A 21179-nucleotide genomic window follows, 5' to 3' on the forward strand; every position below is an offset into this window, starting at 1 on the left:
GGAATGGGGCGGCCCTCGTCCTTCCAGAAGAGCGCGGTCACGCCACTCACTGGGGCGAGCTACTCGCTGGGCATGCCGCTCATATCCATCCAGACATATTCCCATACGTGCCCGTCGATGTCGGACACGGCCCGGGAGTACATGAAGCCCATGTCCTGCGCCGGGCGCACCTCCTTGCCACCGGCCGCCAGACCCCTGTCGGCAATGGCGTCGACGGCCTCGCGGCTGTCGCGCGAGAGGGCATAGAGGGCCTGCGTCTGGGCCTTGGGGTCGGGAATGGGCAGGGGCGAGAACTGCCTGAATTTCTCGTGCGTCAGCACCATCACGTAAATCGTATCGGAAATGACGATGCAGGCGGCCGTATCGTCGGTGAACTGCGGGTTGTGCTCGAAACCGATGGCCTTGTAGTAGGCCATGGAGGCTGCGAGATCGGCGACCGGAACGTTGACGAAGATCATCGTCGGCATGGAAATCTCCCTTGTGTGTCATTGCCAGCCGAGGGGCAATGCTCTTGCCTCGACGCACGAGCCAGCGCACTTTCGACATCGACGCTGAACACTGCGAGGCACGATGAAGACTGCGCTCACCCTCTCCGGCTCGATCCGACAGGGATCCTACAACCGCCAGCTGCAATTGCACATGGGAGCCCAGCTGCGGGCGGCCGGGGTGGAGGTCACCGATCTCGACCTCAGCGATTTTCCGATGCCGATCTTCAATGAAGATCTCGAGCCGGACCAGGTGCCCGAGGCTGCGGTGCAACTCGCCGAGCTCTGGCGGACCCATGACATCGTCTTTCTCGCCACGCCAGAATACAATGGCGGCGTGCCGCCGCTGGTGGTCAACACCATCACCTGGATTTCGCGGCAGCGGCCGAGCCCGTTTCGCCATGCCGTGTTCGGTATCGGCGGAGTAAGCTCGGGCAAGTACGGCACCATCTGGTCGTTGAGCCATTTGCGCGATAGCCTGAGCAAGGTTGGGGCGCTCGTCGTGCCGACACTGCTGGGCATCGGGCCGGCAGAGGAGGCGCTCGATCCAAGTGGAGCGCCAACCGAAGCCGCCATCATCCGCAAGGTCGAGCAGATGGTGCATGAACTGACCCATTTCAGCCGAGGCTAGGCAACCATGCGCGCACTATACCTCACTCACCCGCAAGTGCGCATTGACGCAGAGGTCCCGGTTCCTCTCTGGGGACTCACCGATGAAGGGCGGGGGCGCGTGGCGGCTTTCGTCGCACGGGGCACCGTGCCCGCTGGTGCCCTGGTCTTTTCGAGCCGCGAGACCAAGGCGCTGGAGCTGGCGGAAACCATCGCGGCCGCTGCGGGCACACCCGTGCTTGCGGACCACCTGATGGGCGAAAACGATCGCAGCGCCACCGGCTTTCTGCCGCCAATTCTCTTCGAAGCCACGGCAGACCGGTTCTTCGCCGAACCGGACCAGAGCATCGAGGGCTGGGAACGTGCCATCGATGCACAGCGGCGGATCGTCGAGACCGTGGCGACCGCGTTGCTTAGCGTTCCAGCGGGCACGGCGGCTATCTTTTGCGGTCACGGGGCTGTGGGAACGCTGCTCAAGTGCCATATTTCCGGCCGGCCCATCGCCCGCAGCGAAGACCAGCGCCGCCATGCCCACCCCGGCGGCGGCAACGGCTTCGTCTTCGATCTCGAGCGCGGCGTGATTGAGACGGAGTGGCTAGCCATGGAAGATATCGCCGCCGACTGGTTCGACCAGACCGGGTTGCTCGCCACGGCCAAATGATCTAGGGCAGGGCGGACATCACGACATCGGGGGAAAAAGCATGGCTGGCCAGTTGATCGTGGGCCTCGACGTTTCATCGCGCGCGCGCGCCGAAGAGATCGTGGCGCTGCTGGGCGACACGGTGGATTTCTACAAGATCGGCTACCAGTGCTTTTACGGCGCCGATGGCCTGGCCCTGGGCAAGGCGCTGATGGCGGCCGGCAAGAAGGTGTTCTTCGACCTCAAGCTGCTCGACATCGATAACACCGTGGCCAAGGGCGCGGCTGCCATCGCCGACACCGGCGCGACCATGCTGACGGTGCACGCCTATCCCAAGACCATGCGCGCGGCGCAGCAGGCGGTTGCCGGCTCGGGCCTCTGCGTCCTCGGGGTGACGGTACTGACCTCAATGGACGACAACGACGTGCGCGAAGCGGGCTATGCGCGCGACGCGGCAGGGCTGGTGGCCCTACGGGCGGAGCAGGCCAAGGCCGCAGGCATCGGCGGCATCGTGGCCTCTTCCCATGAAGCGGCGATGGTGCGGTCCATTGTGGGGCCCGACATGGCCATCGTCACCCCCGGCATTCGCCCCGCCGGCGCAGTCCTGGGGGACCAGAAGCGGGTTATGACGCCGGCCGAAGCGCTGGCCGCGGGTGCGACGCATCTGGTGGTTGCCCGACCCATCATCGAGGCGGCCGACCCTGCCGGGGCAGCGCGCTCGATCCTTGCCGAAATGGCCAATGGCGGGACCCGGCTTGCCTGAGCCGTTCCTTCAGACCCTCAGCGCTCTGGTCGGTCGCTATCTCGCCGAAGTGGCCGACAAGGGGGAATATCTCTCGCTCCTGCGCTGGCAGATCGATCAGCGGCATGCGCTGGACCAGCGCAGCACCTTCCCCGGTCACGTCACCACCAGCGCCTTCGTGCTGTCTCGCGACCTGCGGCTGGCGCTGCTGATCGACCATGTCACCATCGGACGCTGGCTGCAGCCGGGTGGTCATTACGAGCCGGCAGAGAGTTTTTCCGCCTCGGCGGCCCGGGAGGCAATGGAGGAAACAGGTGTCGCGACCCTAAAACTCCATCCCTGGCACGAGGGGGGCGATCTACCCTTCATGATCGACAGCCACGACGTGCCGGGCAAGCCCAGCCGCAGCGAGCCGCCGCATGTGCATCATGACCTGCAATATCTCTTCATTGCCGACCCGGCTGCGCCGTTGACCCCACAACTGGATGAAGTGCACGCGGCGCGATGGCAGCCGACTGACGCCCTAGCCCCCTTCGCCCCGCGCGCCCTGCGGCGTCTGGAGCGGCTTTCGGGCTAGCCGGCGAGCCCATGCTGCCGCGTCAAATCCGCCAGGTCGATCTGCGGTCGGGCGCCGATATGGGTGATGACCTCGGAGGCGGCCAGGCAGCCGGTCTTGAGGGAGGCTTCCAGGGTCTGGCCCCGCGCGAGGCCCAGCAGGAACCCCGAGGCAAAGAGATCGCCGGCCCCCGTGGCGTCGACGACCTGCTCCACCGGGAACGCCGGAACAGAGATCACTTCGCCGTTGAAGACGGCCATGGCGCCATCGCTGCCCATGGTGATGGCTGCGACTTCGGCGTCCTTGGCGATCTCGCGCACCGCCGCGCCCAGATCGTCCGTCTGGTACAGCGATTTCAGCTCGTTGACGTTGGCAAACACGTAATCGATGGTTTTCGAGCGGATGAGATCGAGGAACTCGCCGCGGAAGCGATCGACGCAGAACGGATCGGAGAGCGTGAAGGCGGCGGCGCGCTCGTTCTTGTGCGCATAGTGCGCCGCGAGCACAAAGGCTTTCTTGGCCTCCACCGGGTCCCAGAGAAAGCCTTCCATATAGGTAATGGCCGCTCCGCCGATTTCGTCAGGGATGATGTCCCGCTCGGTCAGTTCGTGACAGGCGCCGAGATAGGTGTTCATGGTCCGCTCGCCATCGGGCGACACGAAGATCATGCAGCGCGCCGTGAGGGCGCCGCCGGAAAGGCGCGTCGTGGCATAGTGCACGCCGGTCGCGGCCATATCGGAGGCGAAGACATTACCCAGGTCATCGTCGGCAACCTTGCCCACAAAGGCCGCCCGGCCTCCGAGCGAAGCGACTCCGGCCGCAGTGTTGCCGGCCGACCCCCCCGAAATCTGCTGTCGTCCCTCCGGCATCTTGGCGTAGAGGTCGGCGGCCCGATCGGTATCGATCAGGTGCATGATGCCTTCCTTCATGCCCTCGCGCTCGAGAAAGCCCGGCTCCACCGGGGCAATGATGTCGACGATCGCATTGCCGATGGTGAGCACGTCGAAGCGGGTCTGGGTCATGAAGTACGGGTCCGCGGAGATTTCGGGAAGGCCGTGAGCCGGTTTAGCCCAAGGGGCAGGCGAGGGCAACGTTCAGAGGGAGCCGATGATTTCCGCGACCAGCGCCTCGGTATCCTCGCCGGCACGGATCGCGATCTGCCCGTCGAGCAGCAGCACCGCCAGCCCATGCACCTTCGCCCAGGCCGCCAATGCCTTGATACGCCCCTCCCGCACATCGCCCCCCACGACGTGGCGCAGCGTCTCGAAGGCAGCATCGGCAGCCATCCGCAGGCCGGGTCGCGCCTCCTTCTTGAGCTGGGGCGAAAACATCAGCCGGAAGAGATTGGCGTTCTGCAGCGCGAAAACGACGTAGGTCTTGCCCATCGCAGCCATGGCGTCGTCCGAGTGGGTTGCCGCCACCTCTTCCATGCGCGCCGAAAAGCGCTGGAAGCCGGTGACGGCCAGGGCCTCGAGCAGCGCCGCCCGGCTGTCGAAATGCCGATAGGGCGCCGCCGGCGACACGCCCACCGCGCGGGCAAGATCCCTCAGCCCCAGCCCGGCTTCACCCTGCTGTTCGAGAATAACCAGCGCCGCTTCCAGCAAAGCCTGCCGAAGATTGCCATGATGATAGGGAGCGTTAGGTGATGTTGACATTGTTCACTTAGTCTGCGCGGTATGTGTGCAGCGTTAACATCACCATGAGCCCGCCACAATGGACATTTCGTTTCTTCTCGCCAGCGCGCACCATCTCGCCGTGTTCTCGCTGGTGGGCCTATTCGCGGCGGAGTTCGCTCTCCTGCGCCCAGGGTTGGACGGTGCTCGCATCCGGCAATTGGCCAAGGTCGATGCAGCCTACGGCGGTATTGCAGGCCTCGTGATCATCATCGGGGTGCTGCGGGTGATTTTCGGCGACAAGGGCTGGGAGTATTATGTCGGCAACCACGCCTTCTGGGGCAAGATGGCCGCTTTTATCGTCGTCGGGCTTCTCACCGTCCCGCCCACACTGGCCATTCGTCGCTGGCACAAGGCGGTGGCGTTGGCTCGCGATTATGTGGTGCCGCCCGCTGAATTGACCAGTAACCGCCGCCTGATCCACATTCAGGCCGCGGTCTTCGTCCTCATTCCCGTCTTCGCCGCCGCCATGGCGCGCGGCTATGGCAGCTAGCTCCCGGGCTTTGCCGGCAGCGGCGTCTTTGGTTCGTAAAGGCACCACTGAGCAATGGGACAGCGCCAGCATTCGGGCGTGCGGGCCTTGCAGATATAGCGCCCGTGCAGGATCAGCCAGTGGTGCGCATGCAGCATGAACCGGTCCGGCACGATCTTGTGCAGCGCCGTCTCCACCTCGAGCGGCGTCTTGCCGGGGGCAAGTCCCGTCCGGTTGCCAACGCGAAACAGGTGCGTGTCCACCGCTATGGTCGGCTGCTTGAACCAGATATTAAGCACCACATTGGCCGTCTTGCGCCCGACGCCCGGCAGCGCCTCGAGCGCCTCACGCTCCCCTGGAACCTCGCCCCCATGCCGCTCGAGAAGCTGCTGGGACAGCGCGAAGACGTTCTTTGCCTTGTTGCGGTAGAGCCCGATGGTCCGGATCTCCTTTTCGATGCCCGCCACCCCCAGGGCCACCATCCCCGCCGGCGAGGGCGCGATTTCGAATAGCCGCCGCGTCGCCTTGTTGACGCCCGCATCCGTCGCCTGGGCCGAAAGCACCACCGCCACGAGCAGCGTGAAGGCGTTGACGTAGGCCAGTTCTCCCTTTGGCTCGGGCTCGATCTCGTGGAAGCGCTCGAAAATGGCTTCGGCAGCGGGACGGCCCAGTCTTTTCACTTTTTTCGGCGTTGGCATTCTCTCGGTCCCGAATCTCTGCCAATATTTGTGGGAGAGATCGCCATGCCCATGCAAGCCACAACCACCTCGCCCCTGTTTGCCGCCACGCTCCGGCCCGATCGGTCGCTGCGGACCGTCGGCGGCTGGATCGGGCTCGTGATCGCCGGCCTGGTAGGGACACCCTTGCTCGTGGCTGTGCCCGAATTCATCGTACCGGGGCTGATCGCCTATGGCGTTGCCGGTACCGGTCTCATGGCCTTCAACATCCGCCAGAGCCGCCGCGGCCAGATCCGGCAGCAGATCACCCTGTGGGCCGATCAACTGGAAATCGCCACCACCGGCCCCCGCCAGAGCCGCGTTCTGCGCCGCTTCAAGCCGACCGAGGTACGGCTTCATCTCAAGCGCGACGACAACGAGCGCACCACCGCCATCCTGCTCAAGCGGGGCAGCGAGGAAATCGAACTGGGGCCATTCCTCAGCAGCGACGACAAGTCGAGCTTTGCCAAGGCCTTTGGCCGGGCCCTGCGGCTCGCTCGCCAGGTCGCCTGAGCGTCAAATCCGGGTCGTGCCCACCCCCGTCGCCGTTTTAGAAGGGACACTCCAGCGCCGTTGGAGGTCCCCATGAACCATATGTCCCACCTTGTCCCCGCCAGCGACTATGACACCATCCAGGCGGCCATCCGCTACCTCAGCGAAACAGGGCCGGACGCCACCGACCTTGGGCGCTTTGCCCGCTCGCTCGGTCTCAGCGAACGGCAGCTGACCGACCTCTTCCGGCGCTGGTGCGGCCTGTCGCCGAAAAGTTTTGCGCAGGCCGTGGCGCTCGATCACGCCAAGAGCCTCCTGCGTGACCAGGCCAGCGTGCTCGAAGCCACCTACGAGGTCGGCCTCTCCTCGACCTCGCGGCTGCATGACCTCTTCGTTACTTATGAGGCCATGCCGCCCGGCGTCTTCCGCGCCGGCGGCGCCGGTATCGACATGGTCTGGGGCGTCGCTCCCTCCCCCTTCGGCACTGCTGTGGTCACCGCGACCGACTACGGCATTTCGGGCATGGGCTTTGCCGATGCCGAAATCAGCGTCGAGGCGGCCCTTGCCGATCTAACCAATCGCTGGCCCCGGGCGCGCTTCAGCCGCGACGACCAGCGCATCGCCCCGCTGGTCGGGCAAATCTTCGATCCAGGGCACTGGGCCGCCGATCGCCCGGTGCGGGTGGTGCTGATCGGCACGGACTTCGAGGTCAAGGTATGGGAAACCCTCCTCAAGATCCCGGTCGGGCGCGCGGCAACCTACGCGCAGGTGGCCAGCCATATCGGCCGGCCGACCGCCTCACGCGCCGTGGGCGCCGCGGTGGGCAAGAACCCCATCAGCTTCGTCGTCCCCTGCCACCGCGTGGTGGGCACGTCGGGAGCCCTGACCGGCTATCACTGGGGCGTGCCGCGCAAGCGCGCCATCCTGGGCTGGGAAGCGGGCATCGTCTCGGCGGCGCACTAACCGCCGGAACCGCCTTGCGGGCGGGAACATTGGCTCTGCGAACCTGTTTGCGGAGGCAAAGTGCACGACCGAACCCGCGCCATTACGACGGGCGTCCTGCTGGCTGCAGCACTGGCCTTGGCCTGGGTGCTGACGGGCTCGCTGCTGACCATTTTCGCAGGCATCCTCGTGGCGAGCTTGCTTGATGCCATCGTCCGACAATTGGCGCGCGTTCTGCCGCTGCCTCACGCCGCCCTCGTCATCCTCGTGACGCTCGCCGTATTCGGCACCGTGATTGCCGGATTGTCCTTGGGCGGCATGCAACTCTGGCAATCGGTGGATGATCTTGTCAGCATGCTGATCGAGCAGGCGCGGCAGATCTATCTCGAGCTGCGGCGGATGATCATCAGCATCGGGATGGTCGACAACGACCAGTCGCTCCTGGCGGACGCCATGCCCGATCCGGCCGGTCTGCTCGCCGGCATGCAGACAGTCTTCGGCAGTGCCGTCGGAGCGATAGCCAATGTCGTGGTCATCGTGTTTCTGGGCATCTTCTTCGCACTCAACCCGGCCGGCTATCGCGATGGCATGCTGGACCTGGCGCCACGTCACCTTCAGCCGCGGCTGCGCACCGCCCTTGATGCCGTCGGACACACTCTGCGCGGGTGGATCGTGACGCAGGTCATCATGATGGGCGTGATCGGCACGCTGGTGGGCACCCTCCTTTGGGCCCTCGGAACGCCCAACGCACTGACGCTGGGCGTGCTGGCAGGCGCCCTCAACTTCATCCCCTTCCTCGGGCCAATCATCTCCGCCGTCCCGGTGCTCCTGACCCTGGCCTCCCAGGACATGACCACCTTCCTCCTGGGTGCGCTGGGGATGTTGCTGATCCAGAATCTGGAGGGTTATGTGCTGACCCCGCTGATGCAGCAACGCGTGATCCACCTGCCGCCCGCCTGGTCGCTCTGCACAATGCTCATCATGGGATCGCTGTTCGGCTTTTTCGGCGTGGCCCTCGCCACGCCGGCCTACGCCGTGATCCGCACGCTGACCCTAAGACTCTATATCGAACCGCGAATGGGCCTTGAGGATTAAAGCGTAACGCGCTGCACCAGCTTCCCGTCCGGACCGATATGGTAGACGGTCGGCTCGCCAGTGGCGATTTCGCGCGCCAGGATTTCATCGGGGGTCAGGCCTTCGATAGCCATGACCAGGGCGCGCAGCGAATTGCCATGGGCCGCCACCAGAACCGTCTTGCCGGCCTTGAGCTGGGGCAGGATTTCGCGCTCGTAATAGGGCAGGGTTCGCGCCGCCGTATCCTTGAGGCTTTCGCCGCCCGGCGGGGGAACGTCATAGGACCGGCGCCAGATATGGACCTGTTCCTCGCCCCACTTTTCGCGCGCGTCGTCCTTGTTGAGGCCGGCCAGGTCGCCATAGTCGCGCTCGTTGAGCGCCGTGTGGCGCACGATGGTGACGTCGACGATCCCCATTTCCTCGAGCATCAAGTCGAGCGTGTGCTGCGCCCGCCGCAAGGCCGAGGTGTAATAGAGGTCCGGAACGATGCCCTTGGCCTTGAGCGCCTTGCCGGTCGCGCGGGCTTCCTCCTGGCCCTTCTCTGTGAGGTCCGGGTTCCTCCAGCCGGTAAAGAGATTCTTGAGGTTCCACTCGCTCTGGCCATGACGCACCAGGATCAGCGTGCCGCTCATTGTCTTGTTCCTTGTCTACGTGTTCGAACGGTTCTGCGGGGGCAGAACCGTAAAAAAGTCAGTCGGAAAGGCCGAGCACGTCGGCCATGGAATAGAGCCCCGGCTTCTGCCCGGCGGCCCACAGCGCCGCCTTGAGCGCGCCATTGGCGTAGATGGTGCGGTCCTGCGCGCGGTGGTTGAGCTCGATGCGTTCGGAGGGCCCGGCAAGGATCACCATGTGGTCGCCGATGACATTGCCGCCGCGCAGCGTCGCAAAGCCGATCGTGCCGGCCTCGCGCGGGCCAGTATGGCCGTCGCGGACGCGCACGGAATGGTCGGCAAGGGTAATGTTGCGCCCCCGTGCCGCCGCTTCGCCCAGCATCAGCGCCGTGCCGGAGGGCGCGTCGACCTTGAGATTGTGGTGCATCTCCAAAATCTCGACGTCGTAATCGGCGAGCGCCGCGGCCGCCTTTTCCACCAGCACCGTCAGCGCCACCATGCCCGGCGAGAAGTTGCCCGATTTGACGATCCGCGCGCCCGAGCGGCCCGCTTCGGCGATCGCCGCGTCGTCCGCGGCAGAGCATCCCGTGGTGCCGATGACGTGGACGAGCCCCCTGGCCGCAGCCTCGCGCGCCAGCGCGACGCTGGCCGCCGGCGCGGTAAAATCGATGATGGCGTCGGCGCCCTCGAGCAGGGCATCGATGCTGTCGCCCACCAGCACGCCCATCGGATCGAGACCCGCAAGCGTTCCGGCGTCCTTGCCGATGGCCGCAGATCCGGGCCGGTCGAGTGCTCCCACCAGGTCCACCTCGTCATGGCGAGCGGCGGCGGCGATATTGGCGGCGCCCATGCGCCCGCCGGCGCCGGCAACGATGATGCGCAGAGGCGACATAGGCAAACTCTCCCTCGGTTCGCACCGGCTATAGCAGCGGTCAGGCGCCGCGCCAACCATGCTGCCGCGCGGCGGCGGACTGTGCTAGGATCGGCCCTGAAGGCGCCGCTGTTTGCCCGCAGCATGCCTTGTGCAACACGAGCCCGGAGAACGGACCGCCCATGACGCTGACCAACGTGCTGGCAGGCCTGGCCGTCGAGGACCTGAGCAACTCCCTGGTCTGGTATGAATATCTGTTCGGCCGCCCCGCCGATGCGCGCACCATGGCCGACGTCGCCGAATGGAAACTGCCCGGTGGCGGCTGGGTGCATGTGATGACCGACGAGGACCGCGCGGGGGCCAGCGTCATCATGCTGATCGTCGACGATATCGCCGAGGAGCTGGACCGGCTCGAAATGCACGGCATCAAGCCGGTGGCCAAGGCCTTCGGCGACTTCTTCAAGACCGCCAAGCTGCGCGATCCGGACGGCAACCTCATTATCCTCAGCCAGCCGCAGCCCGGAACCTACTAGGGGCTGCCTCGCGACGACGGCACTGCTTCGGCAACCGTCACCACCGGGCCTGTCCCGGTGGTCCATCTTCGCCCCGACACCACCACCGGTCGGGCCTGCCCTCACACCCGCCGCAGCTTGACCTCTTCCACCCGGTGATCCTTGCCCTTTTTGAGGATGAGGTCGGCGCGGCCGCGCGTGGGCAGCACGTTTTCGAGGAGGTTGTTGAGGTTGATCTCCTCCCACACCTTGTGCCCGAATGCGCCGGCTTCCTCTTCGCTCATCTCCGCAAAGCGGCGAAAGAAGGAGGTCGGATCGCGAAAGGCGGTTTCACGCAGCCGGAAGAAGCGCTGCATGAACCAGTCTTCGAGGTCTTCCGGGTCGGCGTCGATGTAGATGGAAAAATCGATGAAGTCGGAGGCAAAGAGGATGGGCCGCCCGGTGCGTGGCAATTCCCCCGGCTGGAGGATGTTGAGCCCTTCCACGATCAGGATGTCGGGCCGGTCGATGGTGACCTCCTCGCCCGGAACGACGTCGTAGACGAGGTGCGAATAAACCGGCACCGAAACCTGGGGCTTGCCCGATTTGATGTCGGCCAGGAAATTGACGAAGCGGCCGCGGTCATAGCTCTCGGGAAAACCCTTCCGCTCCATCAGGCCGCGTTCGGCCAGGACGCTGTTGGGATAGAGGAACCCGTCGGTCGTCACGAGGTCGACGCGCGGGCTCGACGGCCAGCGCGCCAGGAGCGTCTGGATGATACGGGCCGTGGTGGACTTGCCTACCGCCACCGAGCCCGCCACGCCGATAATGAACGGCACGCGGTCATCGGGCGCATTGAGGAAGCGGGTCGATACCCGATGCAGGCCCTGCACCGCTTCCACATAGTAGGAGAGCAGCCGGGTGAGCGGCAGATAGACCTCCTCGGCCTCCTCGAGCGAAATCGGGTCGGAGAGGGAGCGGAGCCGATCGATGTCGGCCTGCGTCAGCGTCATGGGCTGGCCGTCGCGCAGCTTGCTCCATTCGGCCTTGGTGAACTGCAGATAGGGATCGGGAGCAGGGGCGCGCTCGGTCATGGTCACTCGGCCTTGCGGCTGGCTTTTTCAGCCAGGCCCGATTGTGCCGTGCGGGCGTCGAGTTCAGCCATCACTTCGGCCAGCGGCAGGTTGGCGGCGCGCAGCACCACCAGAAGATGGTAGAGCACGTCCGCACTTTCCTTGACCAGTTCATCGCGATCGCCCGTGACCGCTGCGATCACCGCTTCGGTCGCCTCCTCGCCCAGTTTCTGCGCCGCCTTGGACATGCCCCGGGCGATCAGCTTGGCCGTATAACTTTCGTCCGGCGAGGCACTGGCCCGTTGGTCGATCCGGTCTTCGAGCTCTTCCAGGGTCATGTCTGCTCCTCAGGCGGCGGCGGAATCGAGCCGCATGGCGATGCCGTGCGCGGCCATATAGCCCTTGGCTTGGCCAATGGTGAACGTGCCGAAGTGGAAAATACTGGCCGCAAGGACGGCGCTGGCGTGGCCTTCGGTCACCCCGTCCACCAGGTCCTGCAGGCTCCCCACCCCGCCCGAGGCGATCACGGGCACTTCGACACTGTCGGCAATGGTGCGCGTCAGTTTCAGGTCGAACCCCGACTTGGTGCCGTCCCGGTCCATGGAGGTGACGAGCAGTTCTCCCGCCCCGCGCTCGACCATGCGGGCGGCGAATTCCACCGCGTCGAGGCCGGTCGGCTTGCGCCCGCCATGGGTGAAGATTTCCCACTCCGAGCGGTTGTCGCCGCCGACCTTCGCATCAAGCCGCTGCTTGGCATCGACCGACACCACGATGCACTGGTTGCCGAACTTGTCCGCCGCGCGGGCAATAAAATCTGGGTCGTTGACGGCGGCCGAGTTGATCGCAACCTTGTCGGCGCCCGCCAGTAGCAACTTGCGGATGTCCTCGATGCTGCGCACGCCCCCACCTACCGTCACTGGCATGAAGCAATGCTCGGCCGTCCGCGCCACGACGTCGAAGATGGTGTCGCGCCCTTCGTGGCTGGCGGTGATGTCGAGAAAGGTCAGCTCGTCCGCCCCGGCCGCGTCATAGGCCATGGCGGCTTCCACCGGGTCGCCGGCATCGACGAGGTCGACGAAGTTGACGCCTTTCACCACGCGGCCACCGGCGACGTCGAGGCAGGGAATGATGCGGGTCTTGAGGCTCACCGGCGGTTTCCTTCTTTCGACTGCGCGTCCTCGCTGCGCTGCGGCCGGCGCGGGCAGGCGACGTCGAGGCGGGGAATGATGCGGGTTTTCAAACTCATTGTGATGCCTTCTGCATGCGCCGCCAGGCGAGGCGATGGATGATGAGGATGACCAGCCAGACGATCAGCGCGCCGCCGCCCAGGGGTAGGGTGGCAAGGGCGAACCAGCCTAGCACGAACAAGGTGTAGAGCGTGCCGCCCCAATCGCTGCCGCCGATCATGCAGGAATTGATGCTGCCTTCGTTGAGCGTGCAGCCATTGCTTTCGGCCAGCCAGCTGGCAATGACAACGGAAATGACGGGAGCCAGCGCAAAGAGCAGGATGACCACCAGCAGCAGCCCATAGACCCACCAGGGAAAGCGCGGTGCCGCCGCGGCGTTCATCGCGCCCTCAGCCTCGCCAGTGCTTCACGTGAATCAATGCGGCCATCATAAAGGGCGCGACCGGATATGGCCCCCTCGAGCACTTGATACTCGGGCCGGGTCATGCGCTCGATGTCGTCCATCGAGGCGAGGCCACCAGAAGCGATCACCGGAATACTGGTTGCCCGCGCCAACTCCAGGGTCGCATCCCAGTTGATGCCCGCCAGCACGCCATCGCGGTCGATATCGGTGTAGATGATGGCGGCGACGCCCGCGCCCTCGAAGCGCTTGGCCAGCTCGATCACGGACAGCTCCGAGGTTTCGGCCCAGCCTTCTACCGCCACCATGCCGCCGCGCGCGTCGATGCCGACGGCAACCTGGCCCGGCCATGTCGCGGCGGCTTGTTTGACCAGCGTCGGATCGCGCACGGCGACGGTGCCGAGGATGACACGGGCCAGGCCCTTGTCCAGCCAACTTTCGATATGCGCCAGCGTGCGGATGCCGCCGCCCAGCTGGACGGGAAAGCGCACCGCCTTGAGGATTTGCTCCACCGCCGCGCCATTGACGCTCTCGCCGGCAAAGGCTCCGTTGAGATCGACCACGTGGAGATACTCGAACCCCTGCTCCTCGAATGCCCTCGCCTGTGCGGCCGGATCGTCGTTGAACACGGTGGCCTGATCCATGTCGCCGAGTTTAAGGCGCACGCACTGCCCGTCCTTGAGGTCGATGGCGGGGAAGAGGATCATTGGTGGCTCCGACTATTCTTCTCCCCATCGGGGAGAAGGTGGCGCGTAGCGCCGGATGAGGGGCTTCGAGCCGACCCGTAGCGCAGATCGCTCCAGCGGAGCGATCTGAGGCGAGAAGGCCATGAGAGCTGCGCTCGAATGGCAGCTCCAGCGAGGGTGGAGAGAGCCCCTCTCACCGACTCGGCTCCGCCGAGCCACCTCTCCCCGATGGGGAGAGGAAGAGAGGCGACCAACACCATTACGGCGTCCACCCCAGAAAATTCTCGATCAGCTTGAGGCCCAGCGCCTGGCTCTTTTCCGGGTGGAACTGAGTCCCGAAGATGTTGTCGCGGCCAACGCAGGCGGTGACGGTGCCGCCATAGTCGGTCGTCGCCATCAGCGTCGCCGGGTCGTCGGTCTGCAGGTGATAGGAATGGACGAAATAGGCGTGCCATCCGTCCGGCCCGTCGGGGATACCGGCCAGCAGGGCATGCGGCTGCACGATCGAGATCGTGTTCCAGCCCATATGCGGGATCTTGAGCGACGGGTCGGCCGGCGCGATCTTTTCAACAGCGCCGGGAATCCAGCCCAAGCCCCGCGTCACGACCTTTTCGCGGCCTTCGCTGGCCAGGAGTTGCATGCCGACGCAGACGCCGAGGAAGGGCGTGCCGCCCCGGATCACCTTCTCGTCCAGCACTTCGATCATGCCCGGCTCGGCTCTGAGGCCCGCCATGCAGTCGGCGAAGGCACCGACCCCGGGCAGCATGATGCGATCGGCCTTGCGGACGAACTCGGGATCGTCGGTCACGGCAATCATATCGCCCCGGCCCAGCTCGCCGGCCACGCGCTCAAAGGCCTTGGCCGCGGACCGCAGATTGCCCGCGCCGTAATCGATAATGGCCACCGTGCTCATGCCCGCGCCTCCATCGCATCCAGCCGCGCCAGATCCGGGTCGGAGGCGACGCGATAGCCGGTGAGTGTATAGCCGCGGCGCCGCAGCGTCCGCCGTTGCGAGCCGGGCGTGGCAAAACCTGCAGAGACGGCAAGGAGCACGTAAAGCCAGAAGGCGGCTTCGCCCCCGGCAAACCAGCCCGCGGCAAACACGGCGATCAGCCCGATCACCACGACCACCAGTTGGCCCCAGAGCCCGTGCACCAGCGCATGGATGGGCGGCAGAAAGAACGCGAACCACGAGAACTTGTCCGCCACAGCTTCGGGCAACAAGGCACTGCCGGGCGCGGGCTTGAGAATGGCGTAGAGGGTCAAAGGGGGACACTCCAAGGGCTGATCGAGGTCCACTTAGTGCAAAATGCAGGACGGGGGAAGGGCAACGGTTCCTGCGTCCTCTCGCCCCTCAGGGGAAAGGGTCAGGGTGAGGGGTGAAAGCTGCGTGGCAAAGCTTGAGGCTGAACCCGTCATTCGGCCTTGTCGGGCCAACTTCTCCCCTCACGGGAGAAGGGAAAGCGGCGCCGCCCCAGGCTTACAGAGTCCCCTTGGTGCTGGGCACCCGGTCACCGGCGCGCGCATCGATTTCGATGGCGTCGCGCAGTGCGCGGGCAACCGCCTTGAACATCGACTCGGCCAGATGATGGTTGTTGTCGAAGTAGAAGTTCTCGATATGCAGCGTGATGCCGGCATTGATGGCCAGCGCCTGGAAGAACTCGCGGAAGAGTTCGGTGTCGATATCGCCGATCTTGCCCTGGCTGAACTCGGCCTTGAAGACGAGGAAGGCGCGGCCCGACACGTCCAGCGCGGCACGGGTCAGCGTGCCGTCCATTGGCAGGTCGCAGCTGGCATAACGGCGGATGCCCTTCTTGTCGCCCAGGGCCTCGCGGATCGCCTGGCCGAGCGCAATGCCCACGTCTTCCACCGTGTGGTGGCTGTCGATGTGGAGGTCGCCCTTGCAAGAGACCTCTATGTCGATCAGCGAATGGCGCGAGAGCTGGTCGAGCATGTGGTCGAAAAACCCGACGCCCGTCTCCATCGCATGCGCGCCGGTGCCATCGAGATTAATCGAGACGGAAATCTCGGTCTCGTTGGTCTTGCGGGCGATCTTGGCAGTGCGCATGGGCGGCGGTCTCCGAACTGGTCGCTCCCTAGCAGATAGCCAGAGGCGCGTGAAGATTGGGTTAGGGCGTGCGGGCGGCCATCGCGTGGCCGCCAATCTCTCAAATCTCTCCCCGCCCATTGCAGCCGCACTATCCTTGGCGCACCAACTCACGGACAGCGGGGTCGCGCGAACCGGCTTGTGAGAAGGCAGCCGGGAGCGGAGAGGTTCGTCGCTCCGTGGGTTCGTGGAGGTCCGTTGCTTTGTGCGGCGGCCCATAGTCCGCGATACCGGAAACCCCGGCGCATGTGGCGAGGCGTGCCTCACACACTAAAAATTACCTGGGGCGCGTCTCGCCACATGCACGCTGCACCAACCGAACCGCCTCTGGCGGCGCGGCGCTTCGGCATGGCCGGGCAGGGATGGGCAAGCATCGGTTGCAATCGCTGCCGAGGCCCCTAAATATCACTCAACAGTTCGGAGTACCCTCCCCATGAGTGATAACAACTTTCCCGGCTGGCACGGGACGACGATCGTGTCTGTCCGTAAGGGCAACAAGGTCGTGGTCGCCGGTGACGGCCAGGTGTCCATGGGCCAGACCGTGATGAAACACGGGGCCAAGAAAGTGCGGCGTCTCGCCGGCGACAAGGTCATCGGCGGGTTTGCCGGTTCGACCGCCGATGCCTTTACCCTGTTCGAGCGCCTCGAAGGCAAGCTCGAGCAATATCCGAACCAGCTGATGCGGGCGGCCGTCGAACTCGCCAAGGACTGGCGTACGGACCGGTATTTGAGGAAGCTCGAGGCGATGATGATCGTCGCGGACAAGACCGATACGCTGGTCCTCACCGGCAATGGCGACGTCCTCACCCCCGATCATGGCGTCATCGCCATCGGCTCGGGCGGCAACTATGCTTTTTCGGCGGCCCTGGCCCTGCACCAGTCGACTGACCTGGATGCCGAGGAGATCGCGCGCCGTGCCATGAGGATCGCGGAGGAAATCTGCGTCTATACCAACAGCAATGTCACCCTCGAAGCCATCGAGCTCGACGCGTGAGTTTCGTCATCCGCCGGCTCGGATCGCAGGACCGGGACGCCTATCGCGCCATTCGGCACAAGGCGCTGTCCGACCATCCGGAGGCTTTCGTCTCGACGGCCGAAGCCTTCGCGCGAAAGTCCGATGCGGAGCTGGTGCAGACGCTGGACGCCCTCACCATCTTTGCGGCGGTCCTGCCGGATGGATCGGTGGGCGGCATCAACGCCTTCATGCGCCATGACGGTGCCAAGGAGCGCCATCGGGGCTGGATGATCCAGGTCTATGTGCGCCCCGAACATCGCGGCACGGGGATGGCGCAGGCCCTGGTGGAACACCTCCTGGAGCACGCCAGGGCAGAGGTGCTGCAGGTCCATCTGGGCGTCTGGTCAGAGAACCTGCCGGCGATCAGACTTTACCAAAGGCTGGGCTTCAAGACCTATGGCACCGAGCCCCGCTATCTCTTCGTGAACGGTCGATACATCGACGAACACTTGATGGTGCGCTTCCTCGACAAGGCACCTGGAGACCAGAAATGAGCGAAACCAATTTTTCCCCTCGCGAGATCGTTTCCGAGCTCGACCGCCACATCGTGGGCCAGGCTGACGCCAAGCGCGCGGTGGCTGTCGCGCTGCGCAACCGCTGGCGGCGCCAGCAGCTGACACCCGATCTCCGGCGGGAGGTGACCCCCAAGAATATCCTGATGATCGGGCCGACCGGCGTGGGCAAGACGGAAATTTCCCGTCGTCTGGCGCGCCTCGCCCAGGCGCCCTTCGTCAAGGTGGAAGCCACCAAGTTCACCGAAGTGGGCTATGTCGGCCGCGACGTGGAGCAGATCGTGCGCGACCTGGTGGAAGCCGGGATCACCGTGCTGCGCGACAAGCGCCGCCGCGATGTCGAGGCGCAAGCCCACCACAATGCCGAGGAGCGCGTGCTCGATGCGCTGGTGGGGACTTCCGCCACGCCTTCGACGCGCGACAGCTTCCGCACCAAGCTCCGGAACAACGAGCTCGACGACAGGGAAGTCGAGATCGAGATGACCCCGGCCATGCCGCAGGGCTTCGATTTCCCCGGCATGCAGGGTGGCGGCATCGGCATGATCAATATTTCCGACATGTTCAAGCAGGCCATGGGCGGGCGCGGCGTCAAGCGCAAGATCAAGGTCAAGGATGCCTATGAGCCCCTGATCGCCGAAGAGGCCGACAAGCTGCTCGACCAGGACCAGCTCAAGGCCGAAGCCATCGAGCTCGTCGAAAACCACGGCATCGTCTTCATCGACGAGATCGACAAGGTCGCCGCCCGCGAGGGCGGTGGCGGCGTCGTCGGCGGACCGTCCCGCGAGGGCGTGCAGCGGGACCTGCTGCCGCTCATCGAGGGCACGACGGTCTCGACCAAGTACGGCCCGGTCAAGACCGACCACATCCTCTTCATCGCCTCGGGCGCGTTCCACGTGTCCAAGCCCTCGGACCTCTTGCCCGAACTGCAGGGTCGCCTGCCGATCCGGGTGGAACTCAAGGCGCTCACCCGCGAGGACTTCATCCGCATTCTCAGCGACACCGAAGCCAGCCTCATCAAGCAGTACATCGCGCTGATGGGCACGGAAGGGGTGACGCTGAGCGTGACCCAGGACGCCATTGAGGCGATCGCCGATGCGGCCGTGCAGGTCAATTCCACCGTGGAGAACATCGGCGCACGGCGGTTGCAGACGGTCATGGAGCGGCTGGTCGAAGAAATCTCGTTCGACGCGCCCGACAAGGCCGGCCAGACGATCAGCATCGACGGCGCCTTCGTGCGCGACAAGGTGGGCGCCCTGGCCAAGGACACAGACCTGAGCAAGTTCGTGCTCTAAGAGGGCGCCCATCGAAGGCCGCACGCACTAGAGGCCATCATGCACCGAAGCCCCCCGCCCACCGTCATTGCCCGGCTTGTCCGGGCAATCCATCTCCGCCGCTGCGGATGGAAAGCTGGATCACCCGGACAAGCCGGGTGATGACGGATCAAGATGGTCCCGCCTACCGCTTCCGGCCCGCCCGCCGCACCAGCTCGTCACGCAAGTACCGCAAATCCTCGGCCTCGAGCCGTCCGATATCATCGCGCAACCGGTTGGTCAGTTCGGTTGCTTCCGGTGTCAGCCCACCGGTATCGATGGTGACTTTCGGGTCGGAGATTTCCGCCAGACGCTGGAGTTCTTCGGCCTCGTCCCAGATGACGTTGAAAAAGGCGATGATGCGATGAAGCAGGAAACTGGTGGGCTGCCCGCGCTTGCCATGTTCCAGCGCCGAAAGGTAGGCGCTCGAGACGTTGAGTGCGGCCGCCATCTCCTTGAGCGAGATGCCGCGGGCTTCCCGCATTGCACGAAGTTTCGCGCCCAGCGGGGTCATGCCCGGCGCAGGCGCACATACCACGCCCCCTCCCCGCCATGTCCACGGGCCGCAACGCTCCAGCCGGTCACCAGATGCGCAAGGCCCGGCTCCGAAAGCCATATCGGCAGCATGGTGCGCAGTATTCCCCGCTCGTTCATGGCCGCAATATAATCGTTGTCCGTTCTGGCGCCCTTGCCGGTTATCACCAGAATGGTGCGCTCACCCTTTGACGCGCGAGCGCCGATGAAGCGGCGCAAGGCCTCGCGGGCTTCCGCCTGGGTCATGCCGTGGAGGTCGATGGTGCCGTCAATCTCGATCCGACCCCGCCGGACCTTGCGATGAATGGCCGGATCCACGGCCTTGTCGGGGGTCGCTCCACGCGGCGCGGGAGCTTGATAGGCGGGCAGAAAAGGTGTTCCGCGAGCAAGGGGCTTGAGCGACGGCTTTTCCGGCGCGGGTGGTTTCTCCTCCAACCCGGGAAGCGTCCCGTGCCCCAGCTTGAGCAGACCCTTGCGGCGCAGGGGCTCCACGGTCGCGGCAACGCTGGTCCAGAGATGGAAGTCGTGCGGCAGGCGCCTAGTGTCGCGTTTGGACATCGCCTTGGCCCGCCTGCGCTCGATCAGTCGAGCTGGCTCGTCCCCACGACCTTCCAGTTGGGGTCGCGCGATTTGGGATTGCGGGCGAAGGTCCACTCGTCGGCGACGGTCTGGACGCTGTCGGCATTGCCCTCGATCAGGTTGCCATCCTTGTCGCGCGTGGCCGAAACCACCTCGGCGTGGAAATCCACCGTCACCGACACCTGCTTGCGGTCATCCTCGGCATGCACGATGGCGACCTTGGGAAGGCCAACAAAGGTAAAGTCGACCTTCTGGCCAGCCGCTTCGCGATCGGAAATGGCCTTCTGGAAACCCTCGAAGACATCCTTCTCAAGAAGGTTCTTGAGCGTCTGGCGATCGCCCTCCGCATAGGCGGTGAGGATCATCTCATAGGCCTGCTTGGCGCCATCGAGGAAGGATTTGGGGGTGAAGGTGGGGTCGGCCGCAGCGACGGTACGCAGACCATTGGCCAGTGCCTCGTTGCCCGGGGCGGCCTGCTCGATTTCGGCCTCAAGTTTGCGGGCCCGGCGTTCCATATCGAGGTCCGGTTGCTCGGCCGGCCGCGGACGCAGCGGGGTCACCGTATCGTCGGCGGGTTTCTCGTTGCGCACCGAACGGCTGCGATCGACTGGCGGCCGCTCGTTGCCCGTCCGTGTGCCCAGGACCGAGCGCAGCCGGAACAGCACGAACACCGCCACGACGATGGCGATAAGGGTGGGCAGATCGAGAAAATCGTCCATGAAACCAGTCACCTTGCACGGGATGTGGCGATAAATCGCCCCTGGCGCTCGTTCCACGCCAAAGCCGACCTATATATAGGGAAGACTTGAACTCAAAACCAGTTCACGATGGGGCGAAGGATTATTTGCCGCGCCTCTCGCCAACCCAGAGCCCAAGGAGCCGGCGCCGTGGCCCGACTGATTGCCCTCTGTTTTCTTCTGCTGCCCCTCCTGGAGATCGCCGTCTTCATCCTGGTCGGCCGCAGCATCGGCCTTTTTCCCACTCTGGCTCTGGTTATTCTGGCGGCCGTTGGCGGCGCCCTGCTGCTGCGCCAGCAAGGTCTGGGTGTCGTGGCCCGCATGCGCTCGAGCATGAACGCCGGCGCCTTGCCGGGGCGCGAAATGTTCGACGCCATGCTGATCGGCTTTGCCGCGCTGCTTCTGGTGCTGCCCGGGTTCCTCAGCGACATCGCCGCGCTGGCCCTGCTGCTGCCGCCGGTCCGCCATTGGATCTTTGGCGCTCTCGCTAGACGCGTGCGCGTCGTCGACACCACCACGACGACATACCGCCGCGGCTTCGATCCGGAAGACCCGCGACTGGGCCAGCCCGAAATCATCGAGCTCGACGACGAGAACTGGCGCGGCGACCGGCGCTAAAGGGCTGATGCTTGTCCCTCCAGGACAAAGATGCTAGCCACCCACAG

At 65.1% G+C, this 21179-nt stretch carries 30 protein-coding genes; 13 read left to right on the forward strand and 17 right to left on the reverse strand.

What is annotated here, in order from left to right:
• Window positions 1-59 precede the first annotated feature (59 nt).
• Window positions 60-467 (reverse strand): VOC family protein, encoded by a 408-nt coding sequence (locus IC608_RS13320; protein ID WP_191776370.1) that lies wholly within the window; start codon window positions 465-467, stop codon window positions 60-62.
• A gap of 103 nt (window positions 468-570) precedes the next feature.
• Here IC608_RS13320 and IC608_RS13325 point away from each other — a divergent pair, with 103 nt between their 5' ends.
• From IC608_RS13325 to IC608_RS13340, 4 genes are read left to right on the forward strand one after another with little or no spacing between them, the layout of a single operon-like run.
• On the forward strand, window positions 571-1116 hold the full coding sequence (locus tag IC608_RS13325) for an NADPH-dependent FMN reductase (RefSeq protein ID WP_191776373.1): 546 nt from the start codon (window positions 571-573) through the stop codon (window positions 1114-1116).
• A gap of 6 nt (window positions 1117-1122) precedes the next feature.
• Window positions 1123-1755 (forward strand): histidine phosphatase family protein, encoded by a 633-nt coding sequence (locus IC608_RS13330; RefSeq protein ID WP_191776376.1) that lies wholly within the window; start codon window positions 1123-1125, stop codon window positions 1753-1755.
• Window positions 1756-1795: 40 nt separating this feature from the next.
• Window positions 1796-2497 (forward strand): orotidine-5'-phosphate decarboxylase, encoded by a 702-nt coding sequence (gene pyrF / locus IC608_RS13335; RefSeq protein ID WP_191776379.1) that lies wholly within the window; start codon window positions 1796-1798, stop codon window positions 2495-2497.
• On the forward strand, window positions 2490-3053 hold the full coding sequence (locus tag IC608_RS13340; RefSeq protein ID WP_191776382.1) for an NUDIX hydrolase: 564 nt from the start codon (window positions 2490-2492) through the stop codon (window positions 3051-3053). Before pyrF ends, IC608_RS13340 begins: the two co-directional genes overlap by 8 nt.
• Here the strand turns inward: IC608_RS13340 and IC608_RS13345 are convergent.
• Both IC608_RS13345 and IC608_RS13350 read right to left on the reverse strand, forming a co-directional pair.
• Window positions 3050-4054 carry an adenosine kinase gene (locus IC608_RS13345; protein WP_191776385.1) on the reverse strand — a complete coding sequence of 335 codons (1005 nt, stop codon included), beginning with the start codon at window positions 4052-4054 and terminating at the stop codon, window positions 3050-3052. The genes IC608_RS13340 and IC608_RS13345 overlap by 4 nt on opposite strands.
• Before the next feature lie 72 nt (window positions 4055-4126).
• Window positions 4127-4687 (reverse strand): TetR/AcrR family transcriptional regulator, encoded by a 561-nt coding sequence (locus tag IC608_RS13350; protein WP_191776388.1) that lies wholly within the window; start codon window positions 4685-4687, stop codon window positions 4127-4129.
• A 58-nt stretch (window positions 4688-4745) separates the two neighbouring features.
• Here IC608_RS13350 and IC608_RS13355 point away from each other — a divergent pair, with 58 nt between their 5' ends.
• Window positions 4746-5198 carry a DUF2214 family protein gene (locus IC608_RS13355; RefSeq protein ID WP_191776391.1) on the forward strand — a complete coding sequence of 151 codons (453 nt, stop codon included), beginning with the start codon at window positions 4746-4748 and terminating at the stop codon, window positions 5196-5198.
• On the opposite strand, the gene nth is transcribed toward IC608_RS13355, so the two are convergent.
• Window positions 5195-5875, reverse strand: a complete 681-nt coding sequence (gene nth, locus IC608_RS13360) for an endonuclease III (protein WP_191776395.1) — start codon at window positions 5873-5875, stop codon at window positions 5195-5197. The genes IC608_RS13355 and nth overlap by 4 nt on opposite strands.
• A gap of 45 nt (window positions 5876-5920) precedes the next feature.
• On the opposite strand from nth, the gene IC608_RS13365 reads away from it, so the two are divergent.
• From IC608_RS13365 to IC608_RS13375, 3 genes are all read left to right on the forward strand, one after another.
• On the forward strand, window positions 5921-6406 hold the full coding sequence (locus IC608_RS13365; RefSeq protein ID WP_191776398.1) for a DUF2244 domain-containing protein: 486 nt from the start codon (window positions 5921-5923) through the stop codon (window positions 6404-6406).
• 72 nt (window positions 6407-6478) lie between these two features.
• A complete protein-coding gene (locus IC608_RS13370) occupies window positions 6479-7348 on the forward strand; it encodes a methylated-DNA--[protein]-cysteine S-methyltransferase (protein ID WP_191776402.1) in 870 nt (289 codons plus the stop codon).
• Window positions 7349-7408: 60 nt separating this feature from the next.
• Window positions 7409-8422, forward strand: coding sequence for an AI-2E family transporter (locus IC608_RS13375; RefSeq protein WP_191776404.1), 1014 nt, complete (start codon window positions 7409-7411; stop codon window positions 8420-8422).
• On the opposite strand, the gene IC608_RS13380 is transcribed toward IC608_RS13375, so the two are convergent.
• Both IC608_RS13380 and dapB read right to left on the reverse strand, forming a co-directional pair.
• Window positions 8419-9033: a 2,3-bisphosphoglycerate-dependent phosphoglycerate mutase gene (locus tag IC608_RS13380; RefSeq protein ID WP_191776407.1), complete on the reverse strand. Its 615-nt coding sequence runs from the start codon at window positions 9031-9033 to the stop codon at window positions 8419-8421. The two genes, IC608_RS13375 and IC608_RS13380, sit on opposite strands and share 4 nt — an antisense overlap.
• 58 nt (window positions 9034-9091) lie before the next feature.
• Complete coding sequence (dapB, locus tag IC608_RS13385; protein ID WP_191776410.1) at window positions 9092-9904, reverse strand: 4-hydroxy-tetrahydrodipicolinate reductase; 813 nt, start codon at window positions 9902-9904, stop codon at window positions 9092-9094.
• A 161-nt stretch (window positions 9905-10065) separates the two neighbouring features.
• On the opposite strand from dapB, the gene IC608_RS13390 reads away from it, so the two are divergent.
• Window positions 10066-10416, forward strand: coding sequence for a VOC family protein (locus IC608_RS13390; RefSeq protein WP_191776414.1), 351 nt, complete (start codon window positions 10066-10068; stop codon window positions 10414-10416).
• A gap of 101 nt (window positions 10417-10517) precedes the next feature.
• On the opposite strand, the gene coaA is transcribed toward IC608_RS13390, so the two are convergent.
• The 8 genes from coaA to hisB all read right to left on the reverse strand — a co-directional run bounded on the left by coaA (window position 10518) and on the right by hisB (window position 15788).
• On the reverse strand, window positions 10518-11468 hold the full coding sequence (gene coaA / locus IC608_RS13395) for a type I pantothenate kinase (protein WP_191776417.1): 951 nt from the start codon (window positions 11466-11468) through the stop codon (window positions 10518-10520).
• A gap of 2 nt (window positions 11469-11470) precedes the next feature.
• Window positions 11471-11785: a phosphoribosyl-ATP diphosphatase gene (locus IC608_RS13400; RefSeq protein WP_191776420.1), complete on the reverse strand. Its 315-nt coding sequence runs from the start codon at window positions 11783-11785 to the stop codon at window positions 11471-11473.
• A 9-nt stretch (window positions 11786-11794) separates the two neighbouring features.
• Window positions 11795-12595 (reverse strand): imidazole glycerol phosphate synthase subunit HisF, encoded by an 801-nt coding sequence (hisF, locus tag IC608_RS13405; protein WP_191776423.1) that lies wholly within the window; start codon window positions 12593-12595, stop codon window positions 11795-11797.
• A 94-nt stretch (window positions 12596-12689) separates the two neighbouring features.
• The gene (locus IC608_RS13410) at window positions 12690-13016 is read right to left on the reverse strand and encodes a hypothetical protein (protein ID WP_191776425.1); all 327 of its coding nucleotides are present in this window, start codon (window positions 13014-13016) and stop codon (window positions 12690-12692) included.
• Window positions 13013-13741, reverse strand: a complete 729-nt coding sequence (gene hisA / locus IC608_RS13415; protein WP_191776428.1) for a 1-(5-phosphoribosyl)-5-[(5-phosphoribosylamino)methylideneamino]imidazole-4-carboxamide isomerase — start codon at window positions 13739-13741, stop codon at window positions 13013-13015. Before hisA ends, IC608_RS13410 begins: the two co-directional genes overlap by 4 nt.
• A 238-nt stretch (window positions 13742-13979) precedes the next feature.
• Entirely contained in the window at window positions 13980-14633 is a 654-nt protein-coding gene (gene hisH / locus IC608_RS13420) for an imidazole glycerol phosphate synthase subunit HisH (RefSeq protein WP_191776431.1), read from the reverse strand.
• Window positions 14630-14986 carry a DUF2628 domain-containing protein gene (locus IC608_RS13425; protein ID WP_191776434.1) on the reverse strand — a complete coding sequence of 119 codons (357 nt, stop codon included), beginning with the start codon at window positions 14984-14986 and terminating at the stop codon, window positions 14630-14632. The genes hisH and IC608_RS13425 overlap by 4 nt, the downstream gene beginning before the upstream one ends.
• 214 nt (window positions 14987-15200) lie before the next feature.
• On the reverse strand, window positions 15201-15788 hold the full coding sequence (gene hisB / locus IC608_RS13430; protein ID WP_191776437.1) for an imidazoleglycerol-phosphate dehydratase HisB: 588 nt from the start codon (window positions 15786-15788) through the stop codon (window positions 15201-15203).
• A 472-nt stretch (window positions 15789-16260) separates the two neighbouring features.
• Between hisB and hslV the strand changes: the two genes are divergently transcribed.
• The 3 genes from hslV to hslU are packed head-to-tail and all read left to right on the forward strand — an operon-like array spanning window position 16261 to window position 18646.
• Window positions 16261-16821, forward strand: a complete 561-nt coding sequence (gene hslV / locus IC608_RS13435) for an ATP-dependent protease subunit HslV (protein ID WP_191776439.1) — start codon at window positions 16261-16263, stop codon at window positions 16819-16821.
• Complete coding sequence (locus tag IC608_RS13440; protein WP_191776442.1) at window positions 16818-17336, forward strand: GNAT family N-acetyltransferase; 519 nt, start codon at window positions 16818-16820, stop codon at window positions 17334-17336. Before hslV ends, IC608_RS13440 begins: the two co-directional genes overlap by 4 nt.
• Window positions 17333-18646, forward strand: coding sequence for an ATP-dependent protease ATPase subunit HslU (gene hslU / locus IC608_RS13445; RefSeq protein WP_191776444.1), 1314 nt, complete (start codon window positions 17333-17335; stop codon window positions 18644-18646). Before IC608_RS13440 ends, hslU begins: the two co-directional genes overlap by 4 nt.
• A gap of 163 nt (window positions 18647-18809) precedes the next feature.
• Here the strand turns inward: hslU and IC608_RS13450 are convergent, their stop codons facing one another.
• From IC608_RS13450 to IC608_RS13460, 3 genes are read right to left on the reverse strand one after another with little or no spacing between them, the layout of a single operon-like run.
• On the reverse strand, window positions 18810-19178 hold the full coding sequence (locus IC608_RS13450; protein WP_191776449.1) for a helix-turn-helix domain-containing protein: 369 nt from the start codon (window positions 19176-19178) through the stop codon (window positions 18810-18812).
• Window positions 19175-19756 (reverse strand): Smr/MutS family protein, encoded by a 582-nt coding sequence (locus IC608_RS13455; protein WP_191776452.1) that lies wholly within the window; start codon window positions 19754-19756, stop codon window positions 19175-19177. Before IC608_RS13455 ends, IC608_RS13450 begins: the two co-directional genes overlap by 4 nt.
• Before the next feature lie 23 nt (window positions 19757-19779).
• A complete protein-coding gene (locus tag IC608_RS13460) occupies window positions 19780-20496 on the reverse strand; it encodes a Tim44/TimA family putative adaptor protein (protein WP_191776455.1) in 717 nt (238 codons plus the stop codon).
• A gap of 168 nt (window positions 20497-20664) precedes the next feature.
• Between IC608_RS13460 and IC608_RS13465 the strand changes: the two genes are divergently transcribed.
• Entirely contained in the window at window positions 20665-21132 is a 468-nt protein-coding gene (locus tag IC608_RS13465) for an FxsA family protein (protein WP_191776458.1), read from the forward strand.
• Window positions 21133-21179: the final 47 nt, after the last annotated feature.

It is taken from the genome of Devosia oryzisoli (assembly GCF_014837245.1).
In the GTDB taxonomy this organism is placed as follows: domain Bacteria; phylum Pseudomonadota; class Alphaproteobacteria; order Rhizobiales; family Devosiaceae; genus Devosia; species Devosia oryzisoli.

What these genes read in the sequence shown, in the direction of transcription:
- IC608_RS13320 (WP_191776370.1), bottom strand. Translation starts at nt 467, where the DNA reads ATGCCGACGATGATCTTCGTCAACGTTCCGGTCGCCGATCTCGCAGCC.
- IC608_RS13325 (WP_191776373.1), top strand. Translation starts at nt 571, where the DNA reads ATGAAGACTGCGCTCACCCTCTCCGGCTCGATCCGACAGGGATCCTAC.
- IC608_RS13330 (WP_191776376.1), top strand. Translation starts at nt 1,123, where the DNA reads ATGCGCGCACTATACCTCACTCACCCGCAAGTGCGCATTGACGCAGAG.
- pyrF (WP_191776379.1), top strand. Translation starts at nt 1,796, where the DNA reads ATGGCTGGCCAGTTGATCGTGGGCCTCGACGTTTCATCGCGCGCGCGC.
- IC608_RS13345 (WP_191776385.1), bottom strand. Translation starts at nt 4,054, where the DNA reads ATGACCCAGACCCGCTTCGACGTGCTCACCATCGGCAATGCGATCGTC.
- IC608_RS13350 (WP_191776388.1), bottom strand. Translation starts at nt 4,687, where the DNA reads ATGTCAACATCACCTAACGCTCCCTATCATCATGGCAATCTTCGGCAG.
- IC608_RS13355 (WP_191776391.1), top strand. Translation starts at nt 4,746, where the DNA reads ATGGACATTTCGTTTCTTCTCGCCAGCGCGCACCATCTCGCCGTGTTC.
- nth (WP_191776395.1), bottom strand. Translation starts at nt 5,875, where the DNA reads ATGCCAACGCCGAAAAAAGTGAAAAGACTGGGCCGTCCCGCTGCCGAA.
- IC608_RS13365 (WP_191776398.1), top strand. Translation starts at nt 5,921, where the DNA reads ATGCCCATGCAAGCCACAACCACCTCGCCCCTGTTTGCCGCCACGCTC.
- IC608_RS13370 (WP_191776402.1), top strand. Translation starts at nt 6,479, where the DNA reads ATGAACCATATGTCCCACCTTGTCCCCGCCAGCGACTATGACACCATC.
- IC608_RS13380 (WP_191776407.1), bottom strand. Translation starts at nt 9,033, where the DNA reads ATGAGCGGCACGCTGATCCTGGTGCGTCATGGCCAGAGCGAGTGGAAC.
- dapB (WP_191776410.1), bottom strand. Translation starts at nt 9,904, where the DNA reads ATGTCGCCTCTGCGCATCATCGTTGCCGGCGCCGGCGGGCGCATGGGC.
- IC608_RS13390 (WP_191776414.1), top strand. Translation starts at nt 10,066, where the DNA reads ATGACGCTGACCAACGTGCTGGCAGGCCTGGCCGTCGAGGACCTGAGC.
- coaA (WP_191776417.1), bottom strand. Translation starts at nt 11,468, where the DNA reads ATGACCGAGCGCGCCCCTGCTCCCGATCCCTATCTGCAGTTCACCAAG.
- IC608_RS13400 (WP_191776420.1), bottom strand. Translation starts at nt 11,785, where the DNA reads ATGACCCTGGAAGAGCTCGAAGACCGGATCGACCAACGGGCCAGTGCC.
- IC608_RS13410 (WP_191776425.1), bottom strand. Translation starts at nt 13,016, where the DNA reads ATGAACGCCGCGGCGGCACCGCGCTTTCCCTGGTGGGTCTATGGGCTG.
- hisA (WP_191776428.1), bottom strand. Translation starts at nt 13,741, where the DNA reads ATGATCCTCTTCCCCGCCATCGACCTCAAGGACGGGCAGTGCGTGCGC.
- hisH (WP_191776431.1), bottom strand. Translation starts at nt 14,633, where the DNA reads ATGAGCACGGTGGCCATTATCGATTACGGCGCGGGCAATCTGCGGTCC.
- hisB (WP_191776437.1), bottom strand. Translation starts at nt 15,788, where the DNA reads ATGCGCACTGCCAAGATCGCCCGCAAGACCAACGAGACCGAGATTTCC.
- hslV (WP_191776439.1), top strand. Translation starts at nt 16,261, where the DNA reads ATGAGTGATAACAACTTTCCCGGCTGGCACGGGACGACGATCGTGTCT.
- hslU (WP_191776444.1), top strand. Translation starts at nt 17,333, where the DNA reads ATGAGCGAAACCAATTTTTCCCCTCGCGAGATCGTTTCCGAGCTCGAC.
- IC608_RS13450 (WP_191776449.1), bottom strand. Translation starts at nt 19,178, where the DNA reads ATGACCCCGCTGGGCGCGAAACTTCGTGCAATGCGGGAAGCCCGCGGC.
- IC608_RS13455 (WP_191776452.1), bottom strand. Translation starts at nt 19,756, where the DNA reads ATGTCCAAACGCGACACTAGGCGCCTGCCGCACGACTTCCATCTCTGG.
- IC608_RS13460 (WP_191776455.1), bottom strand. Translation starts at nt 20,496, where the DNA reads ATGGACGATTTTCTCGATCTGCCCACCCTTATCGCCATCGTCGTGGCG.